The organism is Allostigmatella hybrida (assembly GCF_020103775.1).
GTDB lineage: Bacteria > Myxococcota > Myxococcia > Myxococcales > Myxococcaceae > Hyalangium > Hyalangium aurantiaca.
On record NZ_JAHXBH010000039.1, the window covers coordinates 24957 to 49122 of the forward strand.

25 protein-coding genes are annotated in these 24166 nt (G+C 67.9%); 16 read left to right on the forward strand and 9 right to left on the reverse strand.

Annotated elements, in window-relative coordinates:
* Positions 1-11 precede the first annotated feature (11 nt).
* Positions 12-518, forward strand: a complete 507-nt coding sequence (locus KY661_RS33935) for an IS5 family transposase (protein ID WP_225414132.1) — start codon at positions 12-14, stop codon at positions 516-518.
* Between the two features lie 112 nt (positions 519-630).
* Here the strand turns inward: KY661_RS33935 and KY661_RS33940 are convergent, their stop codons facing one another.
* Positions 631-981, reverse strand: coding sequence for an FAM210 family protein (locus KY661_RS33940; protein ID WP_225414133.1), 351 nt, complete (start codon positions 979-981; stop codon positions 631-633).
* Positions 982-1153: 172 nt separating this feature from the next.
* Positions 1154-2176, reverse strand: coding sequence for a serine hydrolase domain-containing protein (locus KY661_RS33945; RefSeq protein WP_225414134.1), 1023 nt, complete (start codon positions 2174-2176; stop codon positions 1154-1156).
* 142 nt (positions 2177-2318) lie between these two features.
* Here KY661_RS33945 and KY661_RS33950 point away from each other — a divergent pair, with 142 nt between their 5' ends.
* Both KY661_RS33950 and KY661_RS33955 read left to right on the forward strand, forming a co-directional pair.
* A complete protein-coding gene (locus tag KY661_RS33950; protein WP_225414135.1) occupies positions 2319-2534 on the forward strand; it encodes a hypothetical protein in 216 nt (71 codons plus the stop codon).
* Positions 2535-2547: 13 nt separating this feature from the next.
* On the forward strand, positions 2548-3048 hold the full coding sequence (locus KY661_RS33955; protein WP_225414136.1) for a 2'-5' RNA ligase family protein: 501 nt from the start codon (positions 2548-2550) through the stop codon (positions 3046-3048).
* 10 nt (positions 3049-3058) lie between these two features.
* Here the strand turns inward: KY661_RS33955 and KY661_RS33960 are convergent, their stop codons facing one another.
* Positions 3059-3901, reverse strand: coding sequence for a helix-turn-helix transcriptional regulator (locus KY661_RS33960; RefSeq protein WP_225414137.1), 843 nt, complete (start codon positions 3899-3901; stop codon positions 3059-3061).
* Between the two features lie 76 nt (positions 3902-3977).
* Between KY661_RS33960 and KY661_RS33965 the strand changes: the two genes are divergently transcribed.
* On the forward strand, positions 3978-4898 hold the full coding sequence (locus KY661_RS33965; protein ID WP_225414138.1) for an SDR family oxidoreductase: 921 nt from the start codon (positions 3978-3980) through the stop codon (positions 4896-4898).
* A 12-nt stretch (positions 4899-4910) separates the two neighbouring features.
* Here the strand turns inward: KY661_RS33965 and KY661_RS33970 are convergent, their stop codons facing one another.
* Complete coding sequence (locus tag KY661_RS33970) at positions 4911-5579, reverse strand: PilZ domain-containing protein (protein WP_225414139.1); 669 nt, start codon at positions 5577-5579, stop codon at positions 4911-4913.
* A gap of 228 nt (positions 5580-5807) precedes the next feature.
* Between KY661_RS33970 and KY661_RS33975 the strand changes: the two genes are divergently transcribed.
* Both KY661_RS33975 and KY661_RS33980 read left to right on the forward strand, forming a co-directional pair.
* A complete protein-coding gene (locus tag KY661_RS33975; RefSeq protein ID WP_225414140.1) occupies positions 5808-7442 on the forward strand; it encodes a trypsin-like serine peptidase in 1635 nt (544 codons plus the stop codon).
* A 155-nt stretch (positions 7443-7597) separates the two neighbouring features.
* Positions 7598-9550 carry an ATP-binding protein gene (locus tag KY661_RS33980; protein WP_225414141.1) on the forward strand — a complete coding sequence of 651 codons (1953 nt, stop codon included), beginning with the start codon at positions 7598-7600 and terminating at the stop codon, positions 9548-9550.
* 258 nt (positions 9551-9808) lie between these two features.
* On the opposite strand, the gene KY661_RS33985 is transcribed toward KY661_RS33980, so the two are convergent.
* Both KY661_RS33985 and KY661_RS33990 read right to left on the reverse strand, forming a co-directional pair.
* Entirely contained in the window at positions 9809-10801 is a 993-nt protein-coding gene (locus KY661_RS33985; protein ID WP_225414142.1) for an ADP-ribosylglycohydrolase family protein, read from the reverse strand.
* Between the two features lie 11 nt (positions 10802-10812).
* Complete coding sequence (locus KY661_RS33990; protein ID WP_225414143.1) at positions 10813-11355, reverse strand: TetR/AcrR family transcriptional regulator; 543 nt, start codon at positions 11353-11355, stop codon at positions 10813-10815.
* A gap of 147 nt (positions 11356-11502) precedes the next feature.
* Here KY661_RS33990 and KY661_RS33995 point away from each other — a divergent pair, with 147 nt between their 5' ends.
* The 4 genes from KY661_RS33995 to KY661_RS34010 all read left to right on the forward strand — a co-directional run bounded on the left by KY661_RS33995 (position 11503) and on the right by KY661_RS34010 (position 16203).
* Positions 11503-12309: an inositol monophosphatase family protein gene (locus KY661_RS33995; RefSeq protein ID WP_225414144.1), complete on the forward strand. Its 807-nt coding sequence runs from the start codon at positions 11503-11505 to the stop codon at positions 12307-12309.
* The gene (locus tag KY661_RS34000; protein WP_398577285.1) at positions 12242-12979 is read left to right on the forward strand and encodes an NADPH-dependent F420 reductase; all 738 of its coding nucleotides are present in this window, start codon (positions 12242-12244) and stop codon (positions 12977-12979) included. The genes KY661_RS33995 and KY661_RS34000 overlap by 68 nt, the downstream gene beginning before the upstream one ends.
* Before the next feature lie 135 nt (positions 12980-13114).
* Positions 13115-14986: a gamma-glutamyltransferase gene (ggt, locus tag KY661_RS34005; protein WP_225414146.1), complete on the forward strand. Its 1872-nt coding sequence runs from the start codon at positions 13115-13117 to the stop codon at positions 14984-14986.
* Between the two features lie 41 nt (positions 14987-15027).
* Positions 15028-16203: a hypothetical protein gene (locus KY661_RS34010; protein WP_225414147.1), complete on the forward strand. Its 1176-nt coding sequence runs from the start codon at positions 15028-15030 to the stop codon at positions 16201-16203.
* Positions 16204-16219: 16 nt separating this feature from the next.
* Here KY661_RS34010 and KY661_RS34015 read toward each other — a convergent pair whose 3' ends face one another.
* Positions 16220-16876: a hypothetical protein gene (locus KY661_RS34015; RefSeq protein ID WP_225414148.1), complete on the reverse strand. Its 657-nt coding sequence runs from the start codon at positions 16874-16876 to the stop codon at positions 16220-16222.
* Positions 16877-16961: 85 nt separating this feature from the next.
* Positions 16962-17660, reverse strand: a complete 699-nt coding sequence (locus KY661_RS34020; protein WP_225414149.1) for a YebC/PmpR family DNA-binding transcriptional regulator — start codon at positions 17658-17660, stop codon at positions 16962-16964.
* A 214-nt stretch (positions 17661-17874) separates the two neighbouring features.
* On the opposite strand from KY661_RS34020, the gene KY661_RS34025 reads away from it, so the two are divergent.
* Entirely contained in the window at positions 17875-18510 is a 636-nt protein-coding gene (locus tag KY661_RS34025; protein ID WP_225414150.1) for a sterol desaturase family protein, read from the forward strand.
* A gap of 17 nt (positions 18511-18527) precedes the next feature.
* Here the strand turns inward: KY661_RS34025 and KY661_RS34030 are convergent, their stop codons facing one another.
* On the reverse strand, positions 18528-21149 hold the full coding sequence (locus KY661_RS34030) for an ATP-binding protein (protein WP_225414168.1): 2622 nt from the start codon (positions 21147-21149) through the stop codon (positions 18528-18530).
* Positions 21150-21408: 259 nt separating this feature from the next.
* On the opposite strand from KY661_RS34030, the gene KY661_RS34035 reads away from it, so the two are divergent.
* The 5 genes from KY661_RS34035 to atpF all read left to right on the forward strand — a co-directional run bounded on the left by KY661_RS34035 (position 21409) and on the right by atpF (position 24148).
* Complete coding sequence (locus KY661_RS34035) at positions 21409-21675, forward strand: AtpZ/AtpI family protein (protein ID WP_225414151.1); 267 nt, start codon at positions 21409-21411, stop codon at positions 21673-21675.
* A complete protein-coding gene (locus KY661_RS34040) occupies positions 21672-22070 on the forward strand; it encodes a hypothetical protein (protein ID WP_225414152.1) in 399 nt (132 codons plus the stop codon). Before KY661_RS34035 ends, KY661_RS34040 begins: the two co-directional genes overlap by 4 nt.
* The gene (atpB, locus tag KY661_RS34045; protein ID WP_398577286.1) at positions 22070-23107 is read left to right on the forward strand and encodes a F0F1 ATP synthase subunit A; all 1038 of its coding nucleotides are present in this window, start codon (positions 22070-22072) and stop codon (positions 23105-23107) included. The genes KY661_RS34040 and atpB overlap by 1 nt, the downstream gene beginning before the upstream one ends.
* Positions 23108-23246: 139 nt before the next feature.
* Positions 23247-23477: an ATP synthase F0 subunit C gene (locus KY661_RS34050; RefSeq protein ID WP_002612020.1), complete on the forward strand. Its 231-nt coding sequence runs from the start codon at positions 23247-23249 to the stop codon at positions 23475-23477.
* Positions 23478-23599: 122 nt separating this feature from the next.
* Positions 23600-24148, forward strand: coding sequence for a F0F1 ATP synthase subunit B (atpF, locus tag KY661_RS34055; protein WP_225414153.1), 549 nt, complete (start codon positions 23600-23602; stop codon positions 24146-24148).
* Positions 24149-24166 lie beyond the last annotated feature (18 nt).

Consider the following 24166-nt stretch of genomic DNA (forward strand, 5'->3'; position numbering starts at 1 on the left):
GAACTTCAGCCGTGCCTCGCTCGACTCCTCCACGGTGCGAGCCTCCAAAGGGGGCCTTCACGGGAAAGAACCCGACGGACCGAGCGAAGGCGGGCAGTCAGCATCATCTTCTCGTCGACAGAAGAGGGCTCCCGCTGGCCGAGCGTCTGACGGGAGCCAACGTCCACGACACGCACCAGCTGTTCCCCCTGCTGGAGGTTGTACCCGAGGTGAGGCAGCCGCGAGGTACTCCCCGTCACCGGCCCGACAAGCTGCACGCCGACAAGGCGTACGCGTCGCTCAAGAACCGTCGCGGCCTGCGTTGGCGCGGCATCACTCCACGCATCGCACGGCCCGGCATCGAGTCGAAGCAGCGGCTGGGACAGCACTGGTGGGTGGTGGAGCGAACCAACGCGTGGCTCCACCGGCGGAGGCGTCTGCGCGTACGCGATGAGCGGCGCGACGATGTCCACTTCGGCCTTCTTGTTCTGGGCTGCTGCCTGATTCTCTTCCGGAGCCTCAATCCTGACTTTGGTTAGGCGCTCTCACGGTGCTCATCGCTTTTAGTGGGCCATGCGCTGCACCACCGGCATTCCGTAATGGACAGGTGTACGCACGTGGGAGCTTCGTTCTTCTACGGCCACATGGTGCTCAGGGCGTGGAGGGATTCGAGGGGCCCTGCCCCTTGTTCCGCATCCGCCGGATGATCCGGTCGATGAAGGGCGTGATGAGGAAGGTGAGGGCGACGCGCGGAACCTGGGTGGCCTTGTAGATGACGTAGGCCCCGGCGAAGGCCCCCACCGTGCCTTCGGTGCTCTGCAACTGGAAGCCCGCGCGGATGAGCAGCACGAAGCCCAGGTAGAAGATGAGGCAGGACACCGCATGCACGGCGATGGCCAGCATGCCGTAGCGGGAGAGGAACTCCTTGAAGCGCGCCATGTACCGGTCGTAGCGCTGCTTGAGCGTGAGGCGGCGGGTGGTCTCGTCGGGAGTGGGTGTCACGGGCGGTCCGGCAATCTCCATTCGGCCCACCATGCCGCACTTCGCGCGGGGCCGGGTGAAAAGAGGGGGCCTCTGTCCGGATCCGCATCTTCGGGCGCCTTGTCCGGATGCTTGCGCCCGGGGCCGGTGCCGATAGCGGACACTCGATCTGCGAGGGCCCCGTGAGCGGCGGTCAGCGTTGGGCGTCCGCCGCCAGCACGGCCTTGAGGATGTCCTCGGAGCGCCGCTGGCCATCGCCGCGGCCATACGCGCTGGACGTGATGGCCACGACCAGCTTCCGCTCCGGGACGATGTAGAGCTTGTTGCCGCCGTTGCCCGAAGCGAAGGACACCTGGACCGGCCGCCCGTTGAGGGTGTGGGTCTTCGAGTACCAGAAATAGCCATACCCGTCCGCATAGGGATCGACGTCCGAGATGACGACGCCCGGTGCCAGGGATTGGCGCAGCCAGGCGGCGCTCACGATCCGGCGCCCACGGTAAGTCCCCTCGTTGCGCACCATCTCGCCGAGGGTGGCGAAATCCCGGAGCGTCAGCGACAGGTTCCCCTGGCCCTTCGTGTAGCCCGCGGCATCCGAGGCCCACTGCCAGCGCTGGATGCCCAGGGGCGCGAACAGCTTCTTGCGCGCGAACTCGGCCATGCGCTCGCCGGAGGCCTTCGCCACCACGATGCCCGCGGCCGAGGCGGTCACCGAGTTGTAGCGATAGACCGAGCCCGGAGGCTCGGCGCGCGGCAGCGCCAGGATGAACGCCAGCGGATCGGCCGCCTCGTCCAGCTTGTCCTCATGGCCGGGCGAGGCGTCGTCGGCGTCGAACGCCGCCAGGCCGGAGCGCATCGTCAGCACATCCTTGAGAGGAACATCCCCGAGCGCCGTGCCCCGGGCCTCGGGCCAGTAGGTGCCGGTGGAGTCGCCGGCGCTCTTCACCTTGCCCTGGTCGATCGCGATCCCCACCAAGAGCGACGTGATGCTCTTGCCCGCCGAGCGGACGTCATGGAGCGAGGTGGCCTTCTCGCCCTGGTAGTAGCGCTCCGCGACGGTGCGCCCGTTGCGCAGCACGATGACGCCGCGAAGGTCCCCGTGGGGGTCCTGATCCCACTGGGCCAACACCGCCTTCAAGCGGGGCTCCCCCTGGGCCATCGCGGGGAAGGCGGCGAGGACCCAGAGGATGGCCGCGGTGAAGAGGGGCGTGCGTGTCACGCATGGCTCTGAGGCAGGTGGCCACTGAGGCGCTGGCCGGGACCGGGCATGCTACTCGATGCGAGGAAGCGGGCATGCCCGGACCCGGTTGCAGGGGCAGGGGGGCCGTGCAGACCTTGCGCTTCAGGAAGGGGAGCCCTTCATGGCGCAGAAGAAGAACAGCCTCGTGGCCAACATCAACCGGCGCAAGCGGGCGGGGACGTCGCGGCCCAAGAGCCGCTCCACGGTGTCCAGCAAGTCCTACAAGAACCTGAAGCAAGGGTGGGGCAAGACGGCGCGCAAGAAGACGGCAGCCAAGAAGACGGGCGCCCGGAAGAACCCAGGCCGCAAGACGGCGGCCCGCAAGTCCCGCTCCTGAGCTGGCGGGGGCGATGCAGCCGCTCATCGTGACCTTGAAGCTCGATGCGCGGACCTTCGAGCACTTCAACCGCCTGCGCGAGGCGCACTTCCCCGCGCACCTCAACCACCTGTCCGCCCACCTGACGTTGTTCCACCACCTGCCGGGAGAGGAGCGGGACATGGTGGAGGCGGACCTGCGTGAGGTGGCGCCCCCCGCGCCCGTGGCGCTGCAGGTCACCGGGCTCCGCTCGCTGGGCAGAGGCGTGGCCTTCGAGCTGGTTTCGCCGGCCCTGAACGCGCTGCGGGCGGAGCTGGCCCGGCGGTGGGCGCGGTGGCTCACGCCGCAGGACCGGCAAGGCTTTCGCCCGCATGTGACGGTCCAGAACAAGGTCACTCCCGAAGAGGCCCGGGCGCTGAAGGCCTTGCTCACGGCGGGCTTCTCGCCCTTCCCCGCGCAAGGCGAAGCGTTCCAACTGTGGCGCTACCTCGAAGGGCCCTGGGCCCTGGAATCCACGGCCCCCTTTGGACCCTGAGCCGTTGCGGTCAGGGGGCCTGCGCTCGCCGCGAGAGGATCGCTTCGATGGCCCGGGCGTCCTCCGGTGACGTGGGCGTGAAGACGACCATGCTCAGCCCGGCCGCACCGTCCACGGCGAAGGCCGAGTACTCGAGCGTGAGCAGTCCGGCCTGGGGATGCTGGATGCGCTTGAGGCCCGCCCCGTGGCTGTGCACGTCATTCTCTGCCCACAGCCGCCGGAAGTCGGCGCTGGTGGCCTGAAGCTCGGCTTCGAGCGCAGCGGCCTCAGGAGAGCCGCCCGTGCGCGCCACATCCATGCGGAAGACCGCGAGGGCGAAGCGCGCGTGCTGCTCCCAATCGGGCCGCGAGGCGTGCAGGGCCGGGTCGCCGAACAAGCGCCGGAGGACGTTGCGCTGGCTCGCGGACAGCGCTGCGTAGTCGGTCAGCACCGCGGCCGCGGCCGCGTTCCAGGCCACGATGTCCCATACGGGCGTCTTCACGAAGGCGGGGCTGGCCGTCAACCCATCGAGCACCCGCTGCAAGGACGGCGCGACCTGGGGCGCCGGGGCGGGCTGGAGCGGCGGGGGCCGGTGTTGGGCGAGAAGGAACAAGGCCTCGCGGCCATCGGCGTCGAGCTCCAGCGCGCGCGCCAGCCGCTCCAGCACCTCGGCGGAAGGCGGGCCTCCACGTCCCTGCTCCAGCCACGTGTACCAGGTGACGCTCACGCCTGCCCGCGTCGCCACTTCCTCCCGCCGGAGCCCTGGCGTCCGGCGCCGGCCGTGGGCACCGGGGCCGGGCTGCAAGCGCGACCGGCGGTCCCGCAGGAAGCCGCCCAGGGAGATGGCCGGGACTGGCAGGGTGTTAGTGTTCATACCCGTATACGCTCCCGGCTTTTCGGGCCCGAGGCCATGAAGGATAGCGCTCTCTCAAAACAGCGAGGAGGGCTTCATGCGTGTATTCGTGACGGGAGCAACAGGCTTCATTGGCAGCGCCGTCGTGCGCGAGCTGCGCGAGGCGGGACACCGCGTGCTCGGACTGGCGCGGAGCGAGGAGGCGGCCGGCGCCCTGGCGCAAGCGGGCGCCGAGGCGCACCGGGGCAGCCTGTCGGACCCTGAGAGTCTCGCCGCCGGCGCCCGGGCGTGCGAGGGGGTGATCCACTTGGCCTTCATCCACGACTTCTCCCAGTACAAGGCCGCCGTCGAGACGGATCAGGGCGCGGTGGAGGCGATCGCCCGCGCGTTGGAGGGCTCGAACAAGCCGTTCGTCGCGGCCTCGGGAACGGTGATGCTCACGCCCGGCCGCATCGGCACGGAAACCGACGCGCGCGCGTCCGCCAATCCCTTCGGCGGCCGTGCCGCCGCGGAGGAGACGCTGATCTCGGCCGCGAAACGAGGTGTGCGCACGAGCGCCGTGCGGCTGCCCCCGTCGGTTCATGGCGCGGGCGATCAGGCCTTCGTGCCCACGCTGATCGACATCGCCCGGCAGAAGGGGTTCTCCGCCTTCATCGGCGACGGCACGAACCGCTGGCCCTCGGTGCACCGGCTGGACGCCGCCCGTCTGTTCCGGCTGGCGCTCGAGAAGGCGGTGCCCGGCTCGCTGCTCCACGGCGCCGCGGAGGAGGGCATCCCCATGCGGAGGATCGCGGAGACGATTGGCGAGGGGCTGGGCCTTCCCGTCCGGAGCATCGCCGCGAACGAGGCGGCGGCGCATTTCGGCTGGCTCGCGGGCTTCGCCGCCCTGGACAACCCCACCTCCAGCGCGCTCACCCAGGAGTGGCTCGGGTGGCGGCCCCGGGAGAACACGCTGCTGAAGGACATGCGCGAGAGTGGATACTTCGACGGGGCCCAGCGCTCCAAGCTTCTCGCGTAAGGCGCGGGCGCCTCAGCTGGCCCGGGCGGCCGGCTCCCGGGTGCGGGAGGCGTCTTCCAGGAGGCGCTGGATGGCCGAGGCCTGCTTCACTTCATTGCTCATGAAGCGCAGGCCCAGGCCGGGCTCCTCGCCCTTCTTGCCCTGCCAGATGACCCGGGCCTCGAGCCAGGTTCCACCGAGGCCGAAGAGGCCGCCTTCCACCTTCAGCCACACCGGCTCGCCGGGCTTGCGCTTCCCGAACTGGCGGCCCACGACGAACGCGCCCGTCTGCGACAGGTCCCGCAGCTCCCCGGGGATCTTCACATCCGTCAGCTTGAGCTGGCAGCTCCTGCGCACCATGAGGCGCTCGCGCGAGGCGGTGCCCATGGACAGTGGACGCTGGGCGCAGACGGCGATCATCTCCGCGGCGAGGCGCTTGGAGTCTCCCACGAAGTTGGCGAGAAACCCGCCCACGCCATCGCGGCCGGCCGTCTGGGTCCAGGTCAGCGCGGTGGCCTCGAACTCGAAGCGCCCCTCGGCATCACCGAGGGTGACCGCGAGCCGCACGCATTCGCCTTGAGCGACCCGGTGCGTGGTCGGCACGAAGAGCGTCAGCGTTCCGCGCTCGGTCTTCGCCGAGGACAGCAGGGCACGGCGGGAGGCGTACTGGACTTCGATCAGCCGGGGGGATGCGCCAGTCATGGCCCGAGTATTGGCGCGGTGCTGGTTTCGTTCAACGCCTCCGCACGGAGGAAGAGACGCTCCGCGCACCACCGGACGTTCCCGGCCGACGGGGGCCACTCCGCCGCAGGGCCCACACCACAAGGAAAATCTTCTTATTTAGTTTGTGCGGGTTTCCTGGGGTAGGTCGGGTTCACCTGACTGCCAAGGCAGGGTTCGTATCCCCTCGAAAACAGGAAACAATTCCCTATGAAACACCTCAAGTCTGGGCTCCCGGTGCGTCCCTTCGTGGGGGCATGGCTGTGTGCCGCCATGCTCGCTGTGGGCTGTGGTCCTACGGCGGAGCCGGGCGCGGAGCAGGCCGCGCTCGGAGAACAGAAGAGCGAGGCCGTCTACGGCTCGGATGGCCGGACGGACGTCTATGCCCACCCGGACGCCACGCTGCGCGCGCGGGCGCAGCAGTCCACCGTGGCGCTGATGCACCCGAACCTCTTCGACATGACGACCCCCAACAACGTCGTCTTCACCGGCCAGACGCTGGGCGAAGGACGCAACCTCTGCACCTCCGAGCGCTTCCGGGAGGACCCGCGGGCGGCCTTCTGCTCCGGCACGCTCATTGATGACGACCTGGTGCTCACCGCGGGCCACTGTGTCGTGAACGCTGCGGAGTGCGCCAACACCTACTTCGTCTTCAACTTCTACCGGACCGCGGACGGGGTGATGCAGCAGGTCACCTCGCAGGACATCTTCCGCTGCTCGTCCATCGTCGCGCACCAGCTCGATTGGAGCCTGGACTACTCCATCCTGCGTCTGGACCGGTCTGCCACGCCGCGCTTCACCCCGGCGCCGGTCCGTCAGGGCAATACCGCGCTGAGTGAGGGGCAGAACGTGGCCGTCATTGGCAGCCCCAGCGGCATTCCCTTCAAGATCGACTCCGGCGGTACGGTGCGTGACGGGAACGCGGAGCGGCTGGACTACCTGGTGTCCACCACGGACACCTTCGCGGGTAACTCGGGCTCGGCCGTGTACGAGACGGACACCTACACGGTGGCGAGCATCGCCGTGCGCGGGGACGCGGACTATGTCGCCAACGGCACCTGCAACATCGTGAACCGGTGCCCCGAGACGGGCTGCACCGGCGAGCACAGCACCTACGTCTATCCGGCCATCCGGGAGATGTGCGCCGCGACGAACAATGCCAGCACGCGGCTGTGCGCGGGCATGCCGCCGCCCCCGGTCCGCCCGGCGACCTCGTTCGTCTACTACACGGGAGAGACCAACAATGCCCAGCAGTACACGACGGACCGGGTCATCCCGCTCGCCGCAGGGGACGTGGTGGAGGTGGGGACCTGCAACCTGGCGGGGGCCCGGGCCACCGGCAACACCTGGCTGCGGCTCCTCGACGCGCAGGGCACCGAGGTCACCTCCGGCTCGTGTTACTTCAAGCACCGGGTGGGGGCCCCCGGCAATTACACCCTCCGCGCCGGCTGCGGCGGCGACAGCATGTGCGGTGGCTCCGTGGTGTGGAAGGTGACCCTGAACGCCAACCTCGTCCGGGGCACGTTCGCCTTCGACCTCACCAACACCAGCAGCGGCACGCGCAACACCGCCAACCAGAACGTGACGCTGTCGTATGGCCAGGTTCTCGACGTGGGCACCTGTGGCCTGGAGGGCGCCTCCGGCACCGGCGACACCATCGTGCGCGTGCATGGCCCGTTGGGCCACGTGGAAGCCGAGAACGACGACGCCTACGGCACCTGCGGTTCCCTCTCGCACGTCATCCACCACGTGAACGCCGTGGGCCAGGACATGCCGTATCAGATCCGTGTCGGCTGCTTCCGGAACACGGCCTGCAGCGGTACGGCCTCCTACGTCATCTATTAGTCCCGGGGATTTCTACCTCGCCCCCCTGGATTCACATCCAGGGGGGCAGGGAGCATAGCATCTTTGTGGCAGGCAGTCAGCTTGATGCGCGCTGACAGCTTCGATTCACTGCCACTCATGGCATGCTGGAAGCCTGTTGGGATAACATGCTCTGCATGGCAAGCATGCACCCAGAGATCGATTTTAAGCATGTTCTCTCAGAACTCTCTGTAAACCGACGATATCCGTGCGAAGTCATACGCGAACTCATTTCCAATTCGTATGACGCGAGAGCTCAAAAAATTGAAATTTACCCTTTGCCTCAGAAGCGGGGGTTCATATTTTTCGATGATGGCGATGGGCTCAGTGAGCAGACTGCACCGGGAAGGCCCGCTCCGCCATATGTGGCGTTCTTTTCAATCGGACGCACAACGAAAACCAAGGGCGAGGGTATCGGCTATAAATGCCAGGGAACAAAGCTTTGTTTTGCAGCAGGTCGATTTGCTGTTGTGACTCGCTGTGAAGGCGAGGCTTCTTTTCGATTTAAGCTCATCGAGAATCCTCGCTCGACCTTGGACTCCCAGTACGACATTTCACCCGAGTATACAACTACGCCATGGCAAAAGCTTGCCGCGCTGCTTGAGCCACTTGATGAGCGCTCAAAAAGTGTGGTTGATCACTTGGGCAAAGCATATTTTAAGAACTTTGTGAAGGGCACAATGGTCATTGTGCTTGAATATGATGTTGAAGACTTCAATTCATATTTTACGGTCAATGGCGCCGCGCCAGAAGCATCATATCTCTGTAATTACATACGTTCTTGTACCCGTCATGGGGATGTGAGGATTCTGAATCAAAAGATGACGGGTTTCTCTGCGGACGCCCAGAATGCGTTTCGTTATAGTCCCGGATATAATGATAAATGTCGGCTTGGTGTTTGGGTAGGAAGTGGATTTCATCAAGTGTCGGCTGGGTATTTTTGGCTGAACAAGCCGGATCAGGCTGCGCTCATTAAAGATCCACATGAGATTGCCCGTCTGCGTGACGGAACATTCTGGGACAGGCATGCACAGATGATCGAGCATGCTGGTAGGAAATACGCTTTTATCTTGGCGATTGATGGAAACAACCGTGCCCTCAGGTTGTACGAGCATCTTGATCGCAGAGGTAAGACCATTTCTGGGATTCGCCTTACAGATCAGCGGGGGGCGTTTATTTCCTGTAATGGAATTAAGATTGGTACTTATAATGAGCTTTTCTCCCATGGGAAAATGGAGGAGCGGTACGCAATACTCGCTACAGGAGAGGCTCAGTCTCACTATCTCTTCGTGATCGATGGGGCGTTCGATCTGGTTACAAATCGCAACGACTTGGCCGAAGATGCTATTAAGCTTCTTCGTAGTGATGCGTTTGTTGAGAAAATCAAGGCCTTTCTCGATACAGCCTATTACAAAAAAACGACCTTTCAGCGACTTTTGGATAGGCTTAGAAAGGAATCTGTAGATGTTAAGCGCGAGTTGCAGACGCAACAAGCCGAAGAACTAAAGGGCGGCATCAGCCAACGCACGCGGTTTCGAATTCTCAATGTTCCGGCGCTGAAGGACAAATGGTTCGTGGCTCCATTGCCTGGTGAAGAACACTGGGTTGGTGCTTTGTATACGTTGTTCTCACATCTTGTCCCGAGTGATTCGCCATATGCGCATCTTTGGTCGCGCACGATCACTTTCTCAAGCAGAGGGATAGATAGCCTTGCGATCGGGACCGGTGGGAGCCTCAAGAAGGATGATCTGTGTGCTATCGAGTATAAATACGCTTTTGATGGGTCTAATAGCTTTAATCATCCACTTACGCTTACTGACCAAATAGTTTGTTGGAGTTTGGTGATTCCTGATAATGGTGTCTCGGTTCAGGATGATTACGACTGTTTTGGCACCGTTCATAGGGCTGATGAACTCGAAGACCTCGGGTTTAAGGTAAAAGGAGTCACCAGTAGGTCTGGTGACTCCTTTGGGCGCGAGGTCATGGTTCTTGGCTTGAGGCATTTGTTGAAGAAGACTTTTACTGTTGAAGAACAGACGCCGCCTCCGCCCCTTTCATCTGCTGGAGGCGGCAAGAATTCTAAGAGATGACTTGCCAGGCCTAGTAATCTTGGTGGTGTCGAGATTGTAAGAGGCTCTGCGGCCTTTTTGATCGCAAACCCATCGAGGACATTCTCTTATGCAAACGCAGGAGAGAAGTGCTGCTAAGGAAGTGTGAATGTTTTAGAGACAAGGTCTAACTTCGTTGAGAGGCCCGCGTTTGGATCGGCCCTTTCATTCAAGCGAGGCTGTCCCAGGCAAGCCATCATGGCTTGGTCCTTCCACTGTCTTAATGGGGAGGGCCTTGATTCATCGAACGCGGAGCCGGGCGTCCGCCAAGAGGCCGCCCAGTTCGAGCAGCCGGGCGCTGTGCTCGACCTCCGCGACCCACTCGGAGGGGATGCCCTCCAAACCCACGCGGGCACCGGACAAGGAGCCGGTAATCGTGGCGAGGCTGTCGGAGTCGCCGTCGGTGTTGACGGCCTCGAGCACGGCGGCGCGGTAGTCGTCCGGGTGGCGCCAGAAGCAGTAGAGCGCGCAGGCCACGGCCTCTTCGGCCACCCACCCCTCGCCGAGGGCGTGCGGACCCTTCTCCCGGTCGATGAGGACTTCCTCGGGGGGAAACTGGAGCAGCGTGGGCACACGCGAGAAGCAGGCGTCGAAGTCCGGGCTCCTTCCGCCGCAGCGGCGCATCACCTCGGCGTGCATCCGCTCGGGCGGGGCGTCCTGGAGCGCGAGCGCCACGAGCAGCGCGGCGGCAGCACTGCCTTCGAGTGCCGCGGGGTGGCCGTGGGTGAGCCGGGAGGAGTCCCGGGCCACCTCGCACACCGTGTCCAAGTCCTCATAGTAGAGGCCAATCGGGGCCACGCGCATGTTGGCGCCGCAGCCCTTCGAGTGGGGGACGCCCGCCTCGCGCCAGGGAACCCCGGCGGTCAGCCGCCCGCAGGCGATGCCGGTGGTCTCTCCGGGCGCGCGGTTGTTGTCTTCGGAGTGGTGCCACTGCACGAAGCGCCTCGCCATCTCCCGCATCAGCGTGTCCCGGTCCGCGTGGCCCGCGGCGAGGAGGGCCTCGGCGACGCAGAGGCTCATCTGGGTGTCATCCGTGAAGGTGCCGGGCGGGTGGTCGGGGCCCAGGATGAAGGGGCGGGTGAAGCGGGGATCCTTCAGGCGGAGGAAGCCGGTGATGCCCTCCAGGCCGATCTCCCGCTGGAGCTGGCTCCGGGTGCGGAACTCCGCGGGGTAGCCCAGGGCATCTCCCACGGCGAGACCGGCGATGGCGCCTTGGATCCGCGAGCGGTGCATCGAGGGGGCCCTCAGGGTGTGTACTCCAGATAGCCAAAAACGGCCCGGTGAACCCGTGCGATGAGGGCCGTACTGTCACGCTCGTCGCGCTCTCCCGCGGCATCGACCAGGGCCTTCACGATCGCCAGCAGATCTCCGGCGGTGGAAGGGGAGCGCGCCACCGCCGCCATGCCGGGCGCATCGAGGCACCGCTGGACGGTCCGGGCCAGGCTCTCACCGATGCGTTGGACCTCCTCATCGAGCGGCAGGCGGCGCTCCTCTTGGTCGAGGAGCCGCGCGAGGGCCGGACGCTGGAGCTGATAGGCCACCGCCACGCGGATGAGCCGTTCGAGGCCCGCCCGGCCAAGGGCCTTGGCGTCGATGGCCTCCACGTCCTTCAGGAGCGTGGATGTCTCCCGGAGGATCAGCGCCTTGGTGATGGCATCCTTGCTGGGGAAGTACTGATACAGCGAGCCGATGCTGATGCCGGCGCGCCGGGCCACGGCGTTGGTCGTGTAGCCCTCGAGGCCCTCCGTTTCCAAAATGCGAGCCGCCGCTTCGAGCACGGCGGCCACGGTCGCCGCCGAGCGCGTTTGGCCGGGCTTTTTCCTCGGATCCAGGGGGTGGGGAGTGGTGGCGCGGGGCATGGGAGGAATGCGAGTAGCAAATGTGAGCGAATGCTCGCATCTTACTCTCATCCATCGGCCACTCAAGAGGGACTCATGCCAGGATTTGCGAAAGACGATGACGCGTTGCTGAAAGCCGTGGTGGACGCCGTCCAGGCGGCGGGCAACCACCTGAAGAGCCGTTTCTCCTTCGACGCGCGTCTGGACAGTCAGGAAGACATTCTCAAGGCAATCCACGCCAACGATGCGGCGTCGCTGAGCGTCCTCCGGGATGCCCTGATGAAGGCGCGGCCTGGTGCGGGATGGACGGAGGATGAGCTCGACGTGGGGGCGCTGCCGCCAGGCGAGTGGTGGGTGACGGATCCCGTGGAGGGCAACATCAACCACATTCACGGCATGACGGACTGGGGCGTCACGGCAACGCTGGTGCGGGACAACACGCTGGTGCTGACTGCGGTGTACCTGCCGATGACTGGAAACACGTACACCGCGATCCGGGGTGGCGGCGCCTACCTCGATGGGGTGCGGGTGCAGGCGTCGGCGAAGACGCGGCTGGACACGGCCCTGGCCGGAACGGGCCAGGCGAAGCCCGGAGAGGACTCCGGTACCTACCGCCGCATGGGCCAGTCCGTCACCGCCATGCTCGAAGGCGCGCTGGTCCTGCGCGTGTCGGTCCCGGCCACCCTTCAGCTCATCCAGGTCGCTGCGGGGCGGATGGACGTCTTCTGGCAGTACAGCCAGGTGCGCTCCGGGCTGCTGGCGGGAGCCCTGCTGGTGGAAGAGGCCGGGGGACGGATCTCCGACACCCACGGCCAAGCGTGGAGCCTGACGAGCCGTGACTTCCTGGCCGCCGCGCCTCGCCTCCACGGCGCCGCCGTGCGCGTGCTGTCCACGATTGCTTGACCCAACCCCTTCTGACGAAACGGAGCATTCCATGATTCGCATCGGTATTTTCGGATCGGGCCGTGTGGCCACGGTCCTCGCCGCCCAACTCGCCACGGTGGGGCATGACGTGTGGTTGGGAACCCGGGACGCCTCCGCCGCCTCGGCGAAGTGGTCCGGTCCCGCCGTCACGTTCGTGGAGCCCGCCCAGGCCGCGCGCCAGGCGTCCCTGCTCATCAATGCCACCCCGGGTGACTCCAGCGTGGAGCGGCTCGGCGCGCTCCGGGAGGCGCTGGACGGGAAGATCCTGGTGGATGTCTCGAATGCCACGCGGCGCGGCGCGGACGGGATGCCCGCAGGCCTGTGCTATCCGGACAGCAGCCTGGCCGAGCATCTGCAGCAGGCCCTGCCGGGCACCCGGGTCGTCAAGACGCTCAACACCATGCTCTTCACCGTCATGGCGAACCCACGGATTCTCCAAGTCCCTCCGTCCGTATTCCTGTCGGGCAACGACAAGGACGCCAAGGCATCCGTCCGCGAGCTGCTTCAGGAACTCGGGTGGCAGCCCGGCTGGATCGAGGATCTCGGAGACCTCTCCACCGCCCGGGGGACGGAGGCGCTCATCCTGCTCGTGCCCCCCCTGCTCCGCAGCCGGGGCTTCGCGCCCTTCGCGCTCACGGTCGCGAGGTGAAGGGGCTGCCTGCCCCTCTTCACGAGAGAGCGCCCGGGGGATGACAGGGCGCAGATGGTCCTTGCGGATTTGGTGGTCCTGCTCGCCCTTCTCAGCGAAGTTAAGGACGCGATGTCCACTCTTCGAGGTCACCTCATGCGCAGACACCTCTTGGCGGCGGGAGCCGGCTGGCTGCTGACGGTCAGCTGCACCCACGGCAAGGCCGCCTCTTCCGAGGGAGTCTTCTCCTCCGCTCCCGTTTCTGCCCCCGTGCCCACCCCGGAAGCCACGGGGCGTGGCGGCGCGGCGGCCACGGTGGATGTCCGGGCCACCTCGGCCGCCATCGAGATCCTCAAGGGCGGTGGCAACGCGGTGGACGCGGCGGTGGCCGCGGCGGGCGTGCTGGGCGTGACGGATCTGTACTCCTGCGGCATCGGCGGCGGGGGCTTCATGGTCATCTACCGGGCCGAGGATCAGCGCGTCATCACCGTGGAGCACCGCGAGACGACGCCCCGGGAGTCGAGCCGGGCCCTCTTCTATTCGGAAGGCGCGCCCATCCCCTTTCCCGAGGTGATGACCAGCGGCGTGTCCGCGGGCGTGCCGGGCATGGTGCAGGGCTGGGAGGTGGCGCTCTCGCGCTACGGCACCCGGGGGCTCTCCGAGGTGCTCCAGCCCGCCATCCGCGTCGCGGAGCAGGGCTTCGAGGTGGATCAGACCTTCTTCGAGCAGACCTCGCGCAACGTGGAGCGCTTCAGGCTGTTCTCCAGCTCGGCCCGCTTGCTCCTGCCCGCCGCCGGGCAGCCCGCCCCCGTGGGCTCCACCTTCCGCAACCCGGATCTGGCGAAGACCTACCGGTTGGTGGCCAAGGACGGCAGCCGCGCCTTCTACCGGGGGGAGATCGCCCAGGCCATCGTGGACACCGTGGCCCGTCCCCCGATGGCGCCCGAGGCCGGGCGCCCGGTGCGGTCCGGCGTGATGAAGCTGTCGGACCTCGCGGACTACGAGGCGCGCGTCCGCGAGCCGGTGAAGAGCACCTACCGGGGCTACACGGTGTACGGCATGGGCCCCCCCTCCAGCGGAGGCATCGCCGTGGAGCTGGCCCTGAACCTGCTGGAGGGCGACGCGCCCGCCTCCCTGAGCCGGGTGGACTTCCTGCACCGCTACCTGGAGGCGTCGCGGCTGGCCTTCGCGGACCGGTCCGCCTACGTCGCGGATCCCGAGTACGTGGACGTGCCCGTGGCGGGGCTCCTCTCCAAGGACTACGCCGCCGAGCGGCGCAAGGCGCTCTCCGTCACGAAGGCCGCCCCGGGCGAAGTGCCCCCGGGCAATCCGTTCGCCTTCCAGAAGGACCCCAGCACCTTCCGTTCCGCCGCCGGGCTTGCCTCCGCGCCCGTGCTGGCCGCGCTCGCCCCGTCCCCGCTGGACATCCCCAACCGGGAGACGACGCACATCACCACCTCGGACAAGGTGGGCAACGTTGTCACGTACACGTGCACCATCGAGGCCGAGGGGGGCAACGGCATCGTGGTGCCCGGCTACGGCTTCCTGCTCAACAACGAGCTGACGGACTTCGACGTGCCGCCGAAGGCGGACATGCCACACGCCAACACCCCCGAGCCGGGCAAGCGGCCGCGCAGCAGCATGAGCCCGGTGTTGGTGTTCAAGGACGGGGCGCCGGTGTTCGCGCTGGGCAGCCCCGGGGGCAGCACCATCATCACCACGGTGCTCCAGACGCTCGTCAACCACCTGGACCTGGGCATGCCGGTGCTGGAGGCGGTGGCCGCGCCGCGCGTCTCCCAGCGCAACCTGCCGGATGGCACGAGCCAGGCCGAGCCCGAGTTCATCGCCTCGCCGGAGGGCGCGGCGCTGCAAGCCAGGGGGCATGTCTTCACGGACGTGGGCCCCATCGGGGCGGTCACCGGCATCCGCTTCCACCCGGACGGTACCGTCACCGCCGTCGCGGAGCCCAAACGCCGGGGCGGCGGCAGCGCCATGGTGGTTGAGCCCGTGCAACGCACCGGGAACTGATAGAGGGGGCGTCCCATCCCTGAACCCGGGAGAGACTGCCCATGTTGTTGCGACGCATCGCCGTGGCCTCCGCCGTCCTGACCACCGCGGCCTGTGCCCCCTTGCAGAAGGGGACGAAGGCCGCGCCCGCGGAGCCGGTCCGCATCACCAACCAGATTCCCTTCGACATCTCCGTCTGCCAGACCCCTCCGGCCGGGCAGATGCCCACCCCCACGGATCCGAACATCCTGGTGGGCGCGCTCATGGCCACGCGGCCCTACGTGATGGAGTGCCTGGTGGCCCCCACCTCGCGCGGCGCGGAGCAGACGAGCCGCGTGACGCTGAAGGCCCGCGCCACGGAGCAGGAGACCCAGCACACCCTCACGGGCGTGAACCTCAGCCCCGAGGGCGAGGCCTGCGTGCGCAAGGCCGTGGAGGCCGCCGTGCCGCTCAAGGTCCTGCCCAAGGGCTCGGCGCCGGTGAGCGCAGAAGTCGAGTTCCTCCACGAGCAGGGGCGCAGCCTGTCGGTCACCTTCGGCACCAACGTGCCTTCCGACTACTCGGGCGCGGTGCGCCTGGGCCAGCCGCAGTGGTGTGACTGCTACGCGCCGTACGCCACCCAGGTGCCGCCCACGCTCGAGGCCACCATCCAACTGGTGAAGAACCAGGCCACGCCCGGCCCCATCACCTTCACCCCCGCCGGAAGCCCGGAGGGAGATGCCCTGGCCGCCTGTCTCCAGCAGAAGCTGGCGGCGGTGCCGGTGGCCCCGCCGGCGGAGGACGTGAAGTTCGTCCGGACCTTCCACCACTTCAACGCCCGGGCCACCGCGCCCGCGCCGGCCCTGGCGCCGCAGTACCGGTTCTTCCAGGGCGAGCTGGTGCGCAACCAGCGCATCGCGGAGGCCACCCTGACCTCGGGCGTGCGCGCCAGCGCCTCCAGCGCCTATGACGCCGTGGTGCTTCAGCAGCAGAAGGCGAAGGGCAAGAAGCCCCTCCCGGAGCAGGCCACGCGGTGCGCGGAGCTGACGGCGGCCGATGCGAAGTGGGTGAGCGCGCTCGCGGCCCAGCTCCAGGCCGAGCAGCAGTCGCTGGCCACGGTGCAGGAGCTCAAGGCGCAGGAGGCCTCGTGGGCCCCCGCGGAGGCGAGCCTCCAGGAGGCGGTGGCCGCCACCCAGAAGGACCACGCCAACGCCCAGCAGCAGCTCGAGGCGGACCAGAAGGGCTGCCCCAAGCCGTAGGCCCCGGCCGGGCGGCTCAGTTGCCCACGGGCAGCCGGTAGAGGAAGCCCAGGGAGACGGTGGCGGTGTTCAGCCAGTTGCTGCTGTAGCCGTCGCCGAGCCCCTGGGCGGCCTCCTCCTCGTCCGTGCCGCGCGCGCCCCCGCCGAGGTAGCGCAGGTTGAGGTACACATCTACCTGCGGGGTGACGCGCATGCCCGCGCGGGCACTGGCATCGAGCAGGCTGGCGTTGAAGCTGTCGGCGGTGTTGTCCCGGCTGAGCAGGCCGCCGGAGGCGTAGATGCCATCCACCTCCAGGCCCAGCCACACGCCCGAGCCGAAGGTGTAGCGGCCCCGCACCTTGAGGATGGGCACGGGCCCCACGTCCCGGCCGAGCACCGTCTCCCCGCGCGCCTCCAGCGGCTGGTACAGGAACACGGCGGTGTGGCGCCCCTTCCACGTCAGCTCCAGGCTCAGCCGGGTGAAGGGCAGGAGGTTGTCCTGGCCGCCCTCTTCCGTGAAGCGGAAGATGGAGCCCGTGCGGCCATACCGGACGGTGTTGGAGTGCACGTCCAGGAAGCCCAGCTCGCCCACGGCGCGGACCTGGAAGAAGGGCTCGGGGGCGGCCGCCTGCGCGTGCGCGGGGGCGGACAGACAGCACACAACCAGCCAGACAAGGGCGATGCGGTGATGCATGGGGCTCCTCTCGCGATGGGTCCGCGGGAGGAGTGCCCGGCTTCGTGGCCGGGCGCAGGCTTTTGAAGGGCAGAGTGTCCGCTAATCAGCGCAGGCCGGCGAAGAGCGTCTGCACATCGTCGTCCTCGTCGAGCGCCTCCAGGAAGGCCTCCACCTCGGCGCGCGCCTCGCCCTCCAGGTGCACCGGGTTCTTGGCGATCCAGGCCAGCTGGGAGGCGCTCACCGTCCAGCCCTGCGCGCCGAGCGCGCGGCCCACGGCGTCCAGGTCGGCCGGCGCCGTGAGGAACCGGGCCCCACCCTCCTCGCCCTTCTCCACGTCCTGCGCGCCCGCCTCGATGGCGGCCGTCTCGGCGTCGGCGTCCGCGGACGGCGGGGTGGCCTCGATGACGCCCAGGCGGTTGAAGTCCCAGGACACCGCGCCGCTGGAGGCGAGCTGCCCCTTGCGGAAGAGCATCCGGATGTTGGTGGCGGTGCGGTTCTTGTTCTCGGTGAGGCACTCGACGATGACGGGCACCTGGTGGGGCGCGAAGCCCTCATAGGTGACGGTCTCGTAGTTGACCTGCTCGTCGAGCTGGCCCGAGCCCTTCTTGATGGCGCGCTCCAGGGTGTCGCGCGGCATGGAGGCCCTCTTCGCCGCGTCCACCGCCATGCGCAGCCGTGCGTTGGAGGCCGGATCCGCGCCGCCCTTGGCGGCGACCATGATTTCCTTCACCAGCTTGGTGAAGACCTTCCCCTTGGCGGCGGCGTTCTCGGTGCGCCCCTTGTGCTTCCACTGTGCTCCCATGCCTGGGCTCCTAGCAGGAATTGGCGGCCGCCGGAGCCCTTCGGTGTGCTTCTCATGGATGTGAACAGCCGCGGCCCTGGTGTGACGCTGTGCGTCAAGGAAAGCCTGTCGACATCTCCCTTCCCCTGGCGAAAGGGTGTATAGCCACCCCAGGGTCCAGGGCTGGGTTGCTGGATTCGACGAACCGCTCGACGCGCTGCTCCTTCGTGCCACCATGAAGAACGACGAGTACACACGCCACGTGACTGGCCGGATGTTCGACAATGCCTTCCTCGAGTTCTGCTCGAGGATTCATCCCGCCACGCCCGCCATCCTCTATCTGCCGCTGGTGGTGGGGCTGATGGGGTGGGGGCTGTGGAGCGGGACGACCCGGCCCCTGCTGGCCGCCGAGGGCTTCGCGGCGGGCGCGCTCACCTGGTTCCTGATGGAGTACGTCATCCACCGGTATGTCTTCCATTGGGAGGGCAAGGGCCGGCTGGCCAAGCAGTTCCACTTCATCGCCCATGGCTACCACCACCAGTACCCGGATGATCCGCACCGGCTGGTGATGCCGCTGGGGGTGAGCATTCCCCTGGCCACGCTCATTGGCGCCGGGCTGTGGGCGGTGGGCAAGCCCGCCGTGACGCTGCCGTACTACTGCGGCATCGTCGCCGCCTACCTCTTCTACGACATCACCCACTGGGCGCTGCACTTCCTCAAGCCGCGCACGGCGTGGGGCAAGGCGCTGCGCGCGCACCACATGGCGCACCACTTCGCCTGTCCGGACCGGAACTTCGGCATCAGCAACCGGTGGATCGACTACGTGATGGGCTCGGTGCGGCGGCGCGACGCGGCCCAGGACCGCGCCTAGTCTTCCCCTGAGCGCCTTCAGGCGCCGGACTGGGCCGAGGGCGCCAGCGGCTCCGGCTCGCAGGGCAGCAAGAGGCGGAAGGTGGTGCCCTTGCCGGGTTGCGACTCGAGCGAGAGGCTGCCGGCGTGGGCCTCGACGATGCGCTTGACGAGCGCGAGCCCCAGGCCGGTGCCCTTGGCCTTGGTGGTGAAGAAGGGCTCGAAGATGCGCGCGCGCACCTCGGCGGCGATGCCCGAGCCCGTGTCGGTGAACTCCACCTCCACCTCGCCGCGGGTGCCGGGCATGCGCCGCACGCCCACGCGCAGGAGGCCTCCCTGGAGCATGGCCTGCACGGAGTTGATGGCCAGGTTGAGGAACGCCTGGCGGATCATCCGCTCGTCCACCAGCACCGGGGGCACGTCCGGCTCCACCGCCCACTCCACGCGGATGTTGTTCGAGGCGTCCGCCAGGGCGCCCCGCACCACGTCCTCCAGGAGCTTGCGCAGGGGCACCGGCATGGGGGAGGGGGCCGGGGGCCGGGCGAAGTTCAGCAGGTCATCCACGATGCGGTTGAGCCGGTCCGCCTCCTCCCCGACGATGTCCACGAGCGGCAGGGATGGGTGGAAGGGCCCCACCATGCGGCGGATGGTGGCCACCGAGTTGAAGATGGCGCCCAGGGGGTTGCGCACCTCGTGGGCCACCACCGCGGACAGCTCCCCGAGCGCCGCGAGCCGCTCGCGCTGGACGAGCTGCTGCTGGGCATGGGCCAGCTCCACGTAGCTCTTCTTCAGGTCCTCGATGAGGCGCGCCTGCTCCAGCGCCAGGGCGAGCTGGTTGGCGATGGCGGAGGCGCGCTCCAGCTCGGAGGTGGTGAACTGGCGGGGCCCCTTCTGCTCCAGGAGCACCGCCACCCCGAGGCAGCGCTCGCGCACCACCAGCGGCAGCACCAGGGCCGCGGTGCCCCGGGTGATGTGCACCAGCCGCGAGTGCGCGCGGGGCTCCTTGGGCAGATCCTGCACGAGGATGGGGGCGCGCGCGTGCAGGGCCGCGGCCGCCAGCGAGCTGTCCGGCGGCTCGGTGGGCAGGGTGAAGCCCATCATCTCGTGCGCCTGCCGGACCGCGGCGCGCAGCTCCAGCTTCTGCCCGGTGCGGTCCAGCATCATCAGCAGGGCCTCGGGCACGCCGGCGATGAGCGACAGGCCCTCCACGCCGATCTGCATCAGCAGATCCATCTCCAGCGTGGCCACCATGTTGCGGCCCACCTCCTGGATGAGGGCCAGGTCATCGGCGCGCCGGCGCAGCTCGGCGAGCATGCGGTGGGAGTCGGTGGCGGCGGCGAAGTGGGTGCCCATGGCCTGGAGGGTTTCGCGCTCCAGGGGGGTGAGCAGGCGGTGCTTGAAGAAGGACACCACGAGCGTGCCCACCAGGCGCGAGCTGACGCGCAGCGGGACGACCGCCACGGTGGCGTAGCCCAGGCGCAGCATGTTGTCGCGCGTGAAGCCGAAGCACTCCTCCGCGTCCAGCACCAGGGGCACGCCCTGCTGGAGCGCCACGCCCGAGAGGCTGCCGCGCAGGGGCATCCGCAGGTAGAACTCCCGCGTCGCCACGTCCAGCCCGTGCGAGAACACCAGCTCCGCCTCGGAGGCCTCGTCGGTGCGCAGGAAGAGCCCCACCGTGTCGCAGCCGAGCAGCCGGGTGAGCTCCTGCGCCCCCAGCTCGAAGAAGGCCCGGGGCTCCAGGGCGGTGGCCGCGGTGGAGGCCAGCCGGTTGAGCGCCGCCAGGGCGGTGTTCTTCGCGGAGAGCTGGGAGATGGTGAGCGCCGCCTCCAGCGCGGCGGACACCTGCGCGCCGAACAGCCGCAGCGGGGCCTGCTCCTCCTCGCGGAACCACTCCGCGGCCACCACCAGGATGGCCCGGGGGCCGCCGGCCGAGTCGATGCGCACGCCGACCAGGTGCAGCCCCGCCTTCTGCAGGAGGATGAGGACTTCCTCGGCGCGCGCCTGGGGCACGAAGTGGGAGGCCTCCCAGGCGAAGTCGGCGCTGTAGGAGGAGCCCTCCTTCCAGACATGCTTCAGCAGGGGGGACCACCCGCCCAGCAGCCCCTCCATCCAGGCCCCGGCCCCCTTGCCCAGGACGCTGCTGGGGGCCACCCGCATCCGCTCCAGCCGGAGCCGGTCGTTCTCCGGGATGAGGTAGCCAAAGGTGAACCCCAGCCCGGACAGCTCCGAGAAGACGCGGCTGAGCACCTCCTCCTCGGTCCTCAGGCCGGGCAGGTTCGCGCCCAGCTCCGCCACGTGCTGGAGCGCGGCCCGGTGCCGGGCGCGGGCGCTCAAGTCCCGGGCCATCACCATCACGTCCCGCGCCTCGGTGGTGATGGACAGCTCCGCGCGCCGCGGGCCGTTGGAGGTGTTCAGCGTGGATTCATAGACGGCCGGGACGCGCTCGCCGCGCAGCAGGTGCGTGTACAGCTCATGCATCTCCTGGGCCCCGGCGGGGGTGACGAGGACGCGAAAGGACTGGCCGACCACCTCGTCCGCGGCGCGCCCCAGCAGGCCGAGCATGGACGCGTTGGCGTACACCACCTTCTCCTCGCGGATGACGCAGAGGCCCAGGTGCAGTCCATCGAAGTGCCGGTATTGCTCTTCGTCCGCGCTGAACATCGTCACGGCCCCGGAAGATGGCACCCTGGGCCCGCCCAGGGGAAGCCGACCCCCGGGCGGGCTTGCGTGCTGGCCGGGAGGCGTCCGGGCTCAGGGGCCCGGAGCCTCCTCGCCCGGTGGGACACCTCCCGGCTTTCCAGAGTGATTCCAACCCCTTCTAGCGCCTCCGGGCGGGGGTGAGCGTAGCGGTTGCGCCCGCCGCAGGTTCAGTGCTAAGCGGCCGGCGCACGTGGAATCGTGAAGGTGGGTGAGGCGTCCGATGGCACAGGAGCCCCAGGACAAGACGCCCCCGGAGCCGGGCAGCGAGCTGTCACCCACGGCCCGGGAGATGAGGTCGGCGGCGCCGTACATGGCGGCGGTCTGGAAGCTGGTGGGCGGGGCGGTGGTGGGGGTGCTGGGCGGGTACTGGCTGGACCGGTGGTGGGGAACGCAGCCCTGGCTGCTGGTGGGGCTGAGCCTGGTGGGGATCTGCGTGGGCTTCTACGCGTTCCTCCGCGAGATGACGCGGCTGGGGAAGAAGCGGTGAAGGGGCCCTCCGAGGAATCCTTCCAGAATCATGCGCTGGTGGGGGTGGGGGTGGTAGGGGTGGGGCTGGCGCTGGCCGCGGCGCTGCCGGTGGTGCCCGAGACGCGGTGGGCGGCGCTGTGGGGCGCGGGGATGGCGGGGATGACCGGGGTGGTGTCCCTGGTGCTGAAGCGGTGGGCGGTGCGGCGCAGCCTCCAGGCGGCGCTCAAGGCGGTGGGGCTGGTGTTCGGCCTGAGGGCGGTGGCGGTGGGGGCGGGGTTGTACGCGATGGTGTCGCGGGGCTTGCCGGCCGCGGCGTTCGTCGTGGGGTTCTTCGGTGTGTACGTCGTGCTGCAGTGGGTAGAGGTCAGCTACGTGTTGGCCGCCTCGAAAAAGGCGTCCGGCGGAGGCGAGTGATGCGCAAGGCAATGGTTCTGTCCGCCGGTCTGATCGCGGGCGCCGCATTTGCAGCGGGGCCTTCCGCGGAGGGCGGCGAGCACAAGGAGGACGTGGCGGGCTACATCCTCCACCACGTGTCGGACTCGCACGAGTACGAGTTCGAGGTGCCCCTCAGCCACGAGCACAAGGTCGTCCACCTGCCGGAGATCCTCATCCCCTTGCGCGAGGGGGCGTGCACCAAGGTGATGACGGACCACGGCGAGGTGGTTCCGGGCCTGGGCGCAGGCTGCCTCGACCTGTCCATCACCAAGCACACGGTGATGATGTGGCTGGCCGCCGCGCTGCTCATCCTCTTCGTCCTGGGCTTCAGCAACCGGGACAAGAGCAGGCTGGTGCCGCGCGGGGTAGGCGCCAACATGTTCGAGATGCTCATCGTCTTCGTCCGGGACGAGCTGGCCATCAAGAACATCGGCAAGGAGGAGGGCCCCCGGTACGTGCCCTACCTGCTGACGGCCTTCTTCTTCATCCTCTTCATGAACATGCTGGGCCTGGTGCCCTGGATGGCCACGGCCACCGGCAACCTGGCCATCACCTGCGGCCTGGCCATCTGCACCTTCATCCTCACCCAGGTGGCGGGCATCCGCGCCGCGGGCCTGGGCGGCTACCTGGGGCACCTGACGGGCGGCGTGGCCCCGTGGCTGTGGCCCATCATGATTCCGGTGGAAATCCTGGGCCTGTTCACCAAGCCCTTCGCCCTCACGATGCGTCTGTTCGCCAACATGCTGGCCGGCCACATCGTCCTCTTCTTCCTGCTGGGCCTCATCTTCATGCTCGGCCACCCCGCGGTGGCGCTCGTCAGCGTGCCCTTCGCCATGGGCATCTACCTGCTGGAGCTGTTCGTGGCCTTCGTGCAGGCGTACGTCTTCACCATGCTCTCGGCGCTGTTCATTGGCATGGGCGTGGCCATGGGCCACCACCATGACGCGCACGGCGAGGCCGGCCACGGCCACAAGGAAGGTGGCGCCAGCCACGACCACGGCCGGGCCCACGCCTAGTCACTGACAAGCTCAGAGCGCCCTCTCGCGGGGGCGCTCGACAAGACCCGGAAGGCGAGAGTCCTCCGGAGGTAGCCCCCAAGGGACACAACGACCCCCCCACAAGTGGGTCCCTGCAGAAGAAAGACGAAGCACTCCCATGACCAACCTCGCTCTTGCCTTCCTGGCCGCTGGTATCGGCGCCGGCCTCTCCATCATCGGTGCCGGCCTGGGCATCGGTAAGCTCGCCGCCGCCGCCATGGACGCGACCGGCCGTCAGCCCGCCGCCGGTGGCGACATCCGCACCACGATGATCATCGCCGCGGCGCTCATCGAAGGCGCCACGCTGTTCGCGCTCGTGGTCTGCATCCTGCTGGCCACCAAGACCTAAGCTGCCCCGAAGGTCTGGTCCGGCGCTCCCCTCACGCGGAGTGCCGGGCCCGCTGTCCCCGCAGTCCGTTGCACCCGGCCGTACCCCGCTGTTTTCTTCCGCCGTCTTCCGGACACGCCGCCATGCTCCTGCCTTCCGTCCTCGCCGCCAGCAGCTTCGTGGAGGTCCGCCCGGGCCTCATCTTCTGGACCCTCGTCACCTTCATCCTCGTGGCCGTGGTGCTGCGCTGGAAGGCGTGGGGACCCATCCTGTCGCTGGTGGAGGAGCGCGAGAAGCAGATCACCAGCGCCATCGAGAGCGCCAAGCGCGAGCGCGCCGAGGCGGAGAAGCTCCTGGCCGACCAGAAGACCGCCATCGCCGAGGCCCGCCGCGAGGCCGCCGAGATGATGCGCAAGAACCAGGCGGACATGGAGAAGTACCGCGACGAGCTCATGAACAAGAGCCGCAAGGAGGCCGAGGAGCTGAAGCTCCAGGCCCGCCGCGAGATTGAAGACCAGAAGACCAAGGCCATCGCCGAGGTGCGCACCCTGGCGGTGGACCTGGCCATGGATGTGGCCGGCAAGCTCCTGTCCGAGCGCATGGATGACCCCAAGCAGCGCGCCCTGGCCGAGCAGTTCGTGAAGGGTCTGCCCACCCCGGGCACCGCGCCGGCCAACCGCCGCGCCTCGTAGTTTTCAAGCGCAGGAAGG

Coding starts and splice junctions, on each gene's coding strand:
- KY661_RS33950 (WP_225414135.1), top strand. CDS start 2,319: ATGGCGCAGAAGAAGAACAGCCTCGTGGCCAACATCAACCGGCGCAAG.
- KY661_RS33955 (WP_225414136.1), top strand. CDS start 2,548: ATGCAGCCGCTCATCGTGACCTTGAAGCTCGATGCGCGGACCTTCGAG.
- KY661_RS33960 (WP_225414137.1), bottom strand. CDS start 3,901: ATGAACACTAACACCCTGCCAGTCCCGGCCATCTCCCTGGGCGGCTTC.
- KY661_RS33965 (WP_225414138.1), top strand. CDS start 3,978: ATGCGTGTATTCGTGACGGGAGCAACAGGCTTCATTGGCAGCGCCGTC.
- KY661_RS33970 (WP_225414139.1), bottom strand. CDS start 5,579: ATGACTGGCGCATCCCCCCGGCTGATCGAAGTCCAGTACGCCTCCCGC.
- KY661_RS33975 (WP_225414140.1), top strand. CDS start 5,808: ATGAAACACCTCAAGTCTGGGCTCCCGGTGCGTCCCTTCGTGGGGGCA.
- KY661_RS33980 (WP_225414141.1), top strand. CDS start 7,598: ATGGCAAGCATGCACCCAGAGATCGATTTTAAGCATGTTCTCTCAGAA.
- KY661_RS33985 (WP_225414142.1), bottom strand. CDS start 10,801: ATGCACCGCTCGCGGATCCAAGGCGCCATCGCCGGTCTCGCCGTGGGA.
- KY661_RS33995 (WP_225414144.1), top strand. CDS start 11,503: ATGCCAGGATTTGCGAAAGACGATGACGCGTTGCTGAAAGCCGTGGTG.
- ggt (WP_225414146.1), top strand. CDS start 13,115: ATGCGCAGACACCTCTTGGCGGCGGGAGCCGGCTGGCTGCTGACGGTC.
- KY661_RS34010 (WP_225414147.1), top strand. CDS start 15,028: ATGTTGTTGCGACGCATCGCCGTGGCCTCCGCCGTCCTGACCACCGCG.
- KY661_RS34015 (WP_225414148.1), bottom strand. CDS start 16,876: ATGCATCACCGCATCGCCCTTGTCTGGCTGGTTGTGTGCTGTCTGTCC.
- KY661_RS34020 (WP_225414149.1), bottom strand. CDS start 17,660: ATGGGAGCACAGTGGAAGCACAAGGGGCGCACCGAGAACGCCGCCGCC.
- KY661_RS34025 (WP_225414150.1), top strand. CDS start 17,875: ATGAAGAACGACGAGTACACACGCCACGTGACTGGCCGGATGTTCGAC.
- KY661_RS34030 (WP_225414168.1), bottom strand. CDS start 21,149: ATGTTCAGCGCGGACGAAGAGCAATACCGGCACTTCGATGGACTGCAC.
- KY661_RS34035 (WP_225414151.1), top strand. CDS start 21,409: ATGGCACAGGAGCCCCAGGACAAGACGCCCCCGGAGCCGGGCAGCGAG.
- atpB (WP_398577286.1), top strand. CDS start 22,070: ATGCGCAAGGCAATGGTTCTGTCCGCCGGTCTGATCGCGGGCGCCGCA.
- KY661_RS34050 (WP_002612020.1), top strand. CDS start 23,247: ATGACCAACCTCGCTCTTGCCTTCCTGGCCGCTGGTATCGGCGCCGGC.
- atpF (WP_225414153.1), top strand. CDS start 23,600: ATGCTCCTGCCTTCCGTCCTCGCCGCCAGCAGCTTCGTGGAGGTCCGC.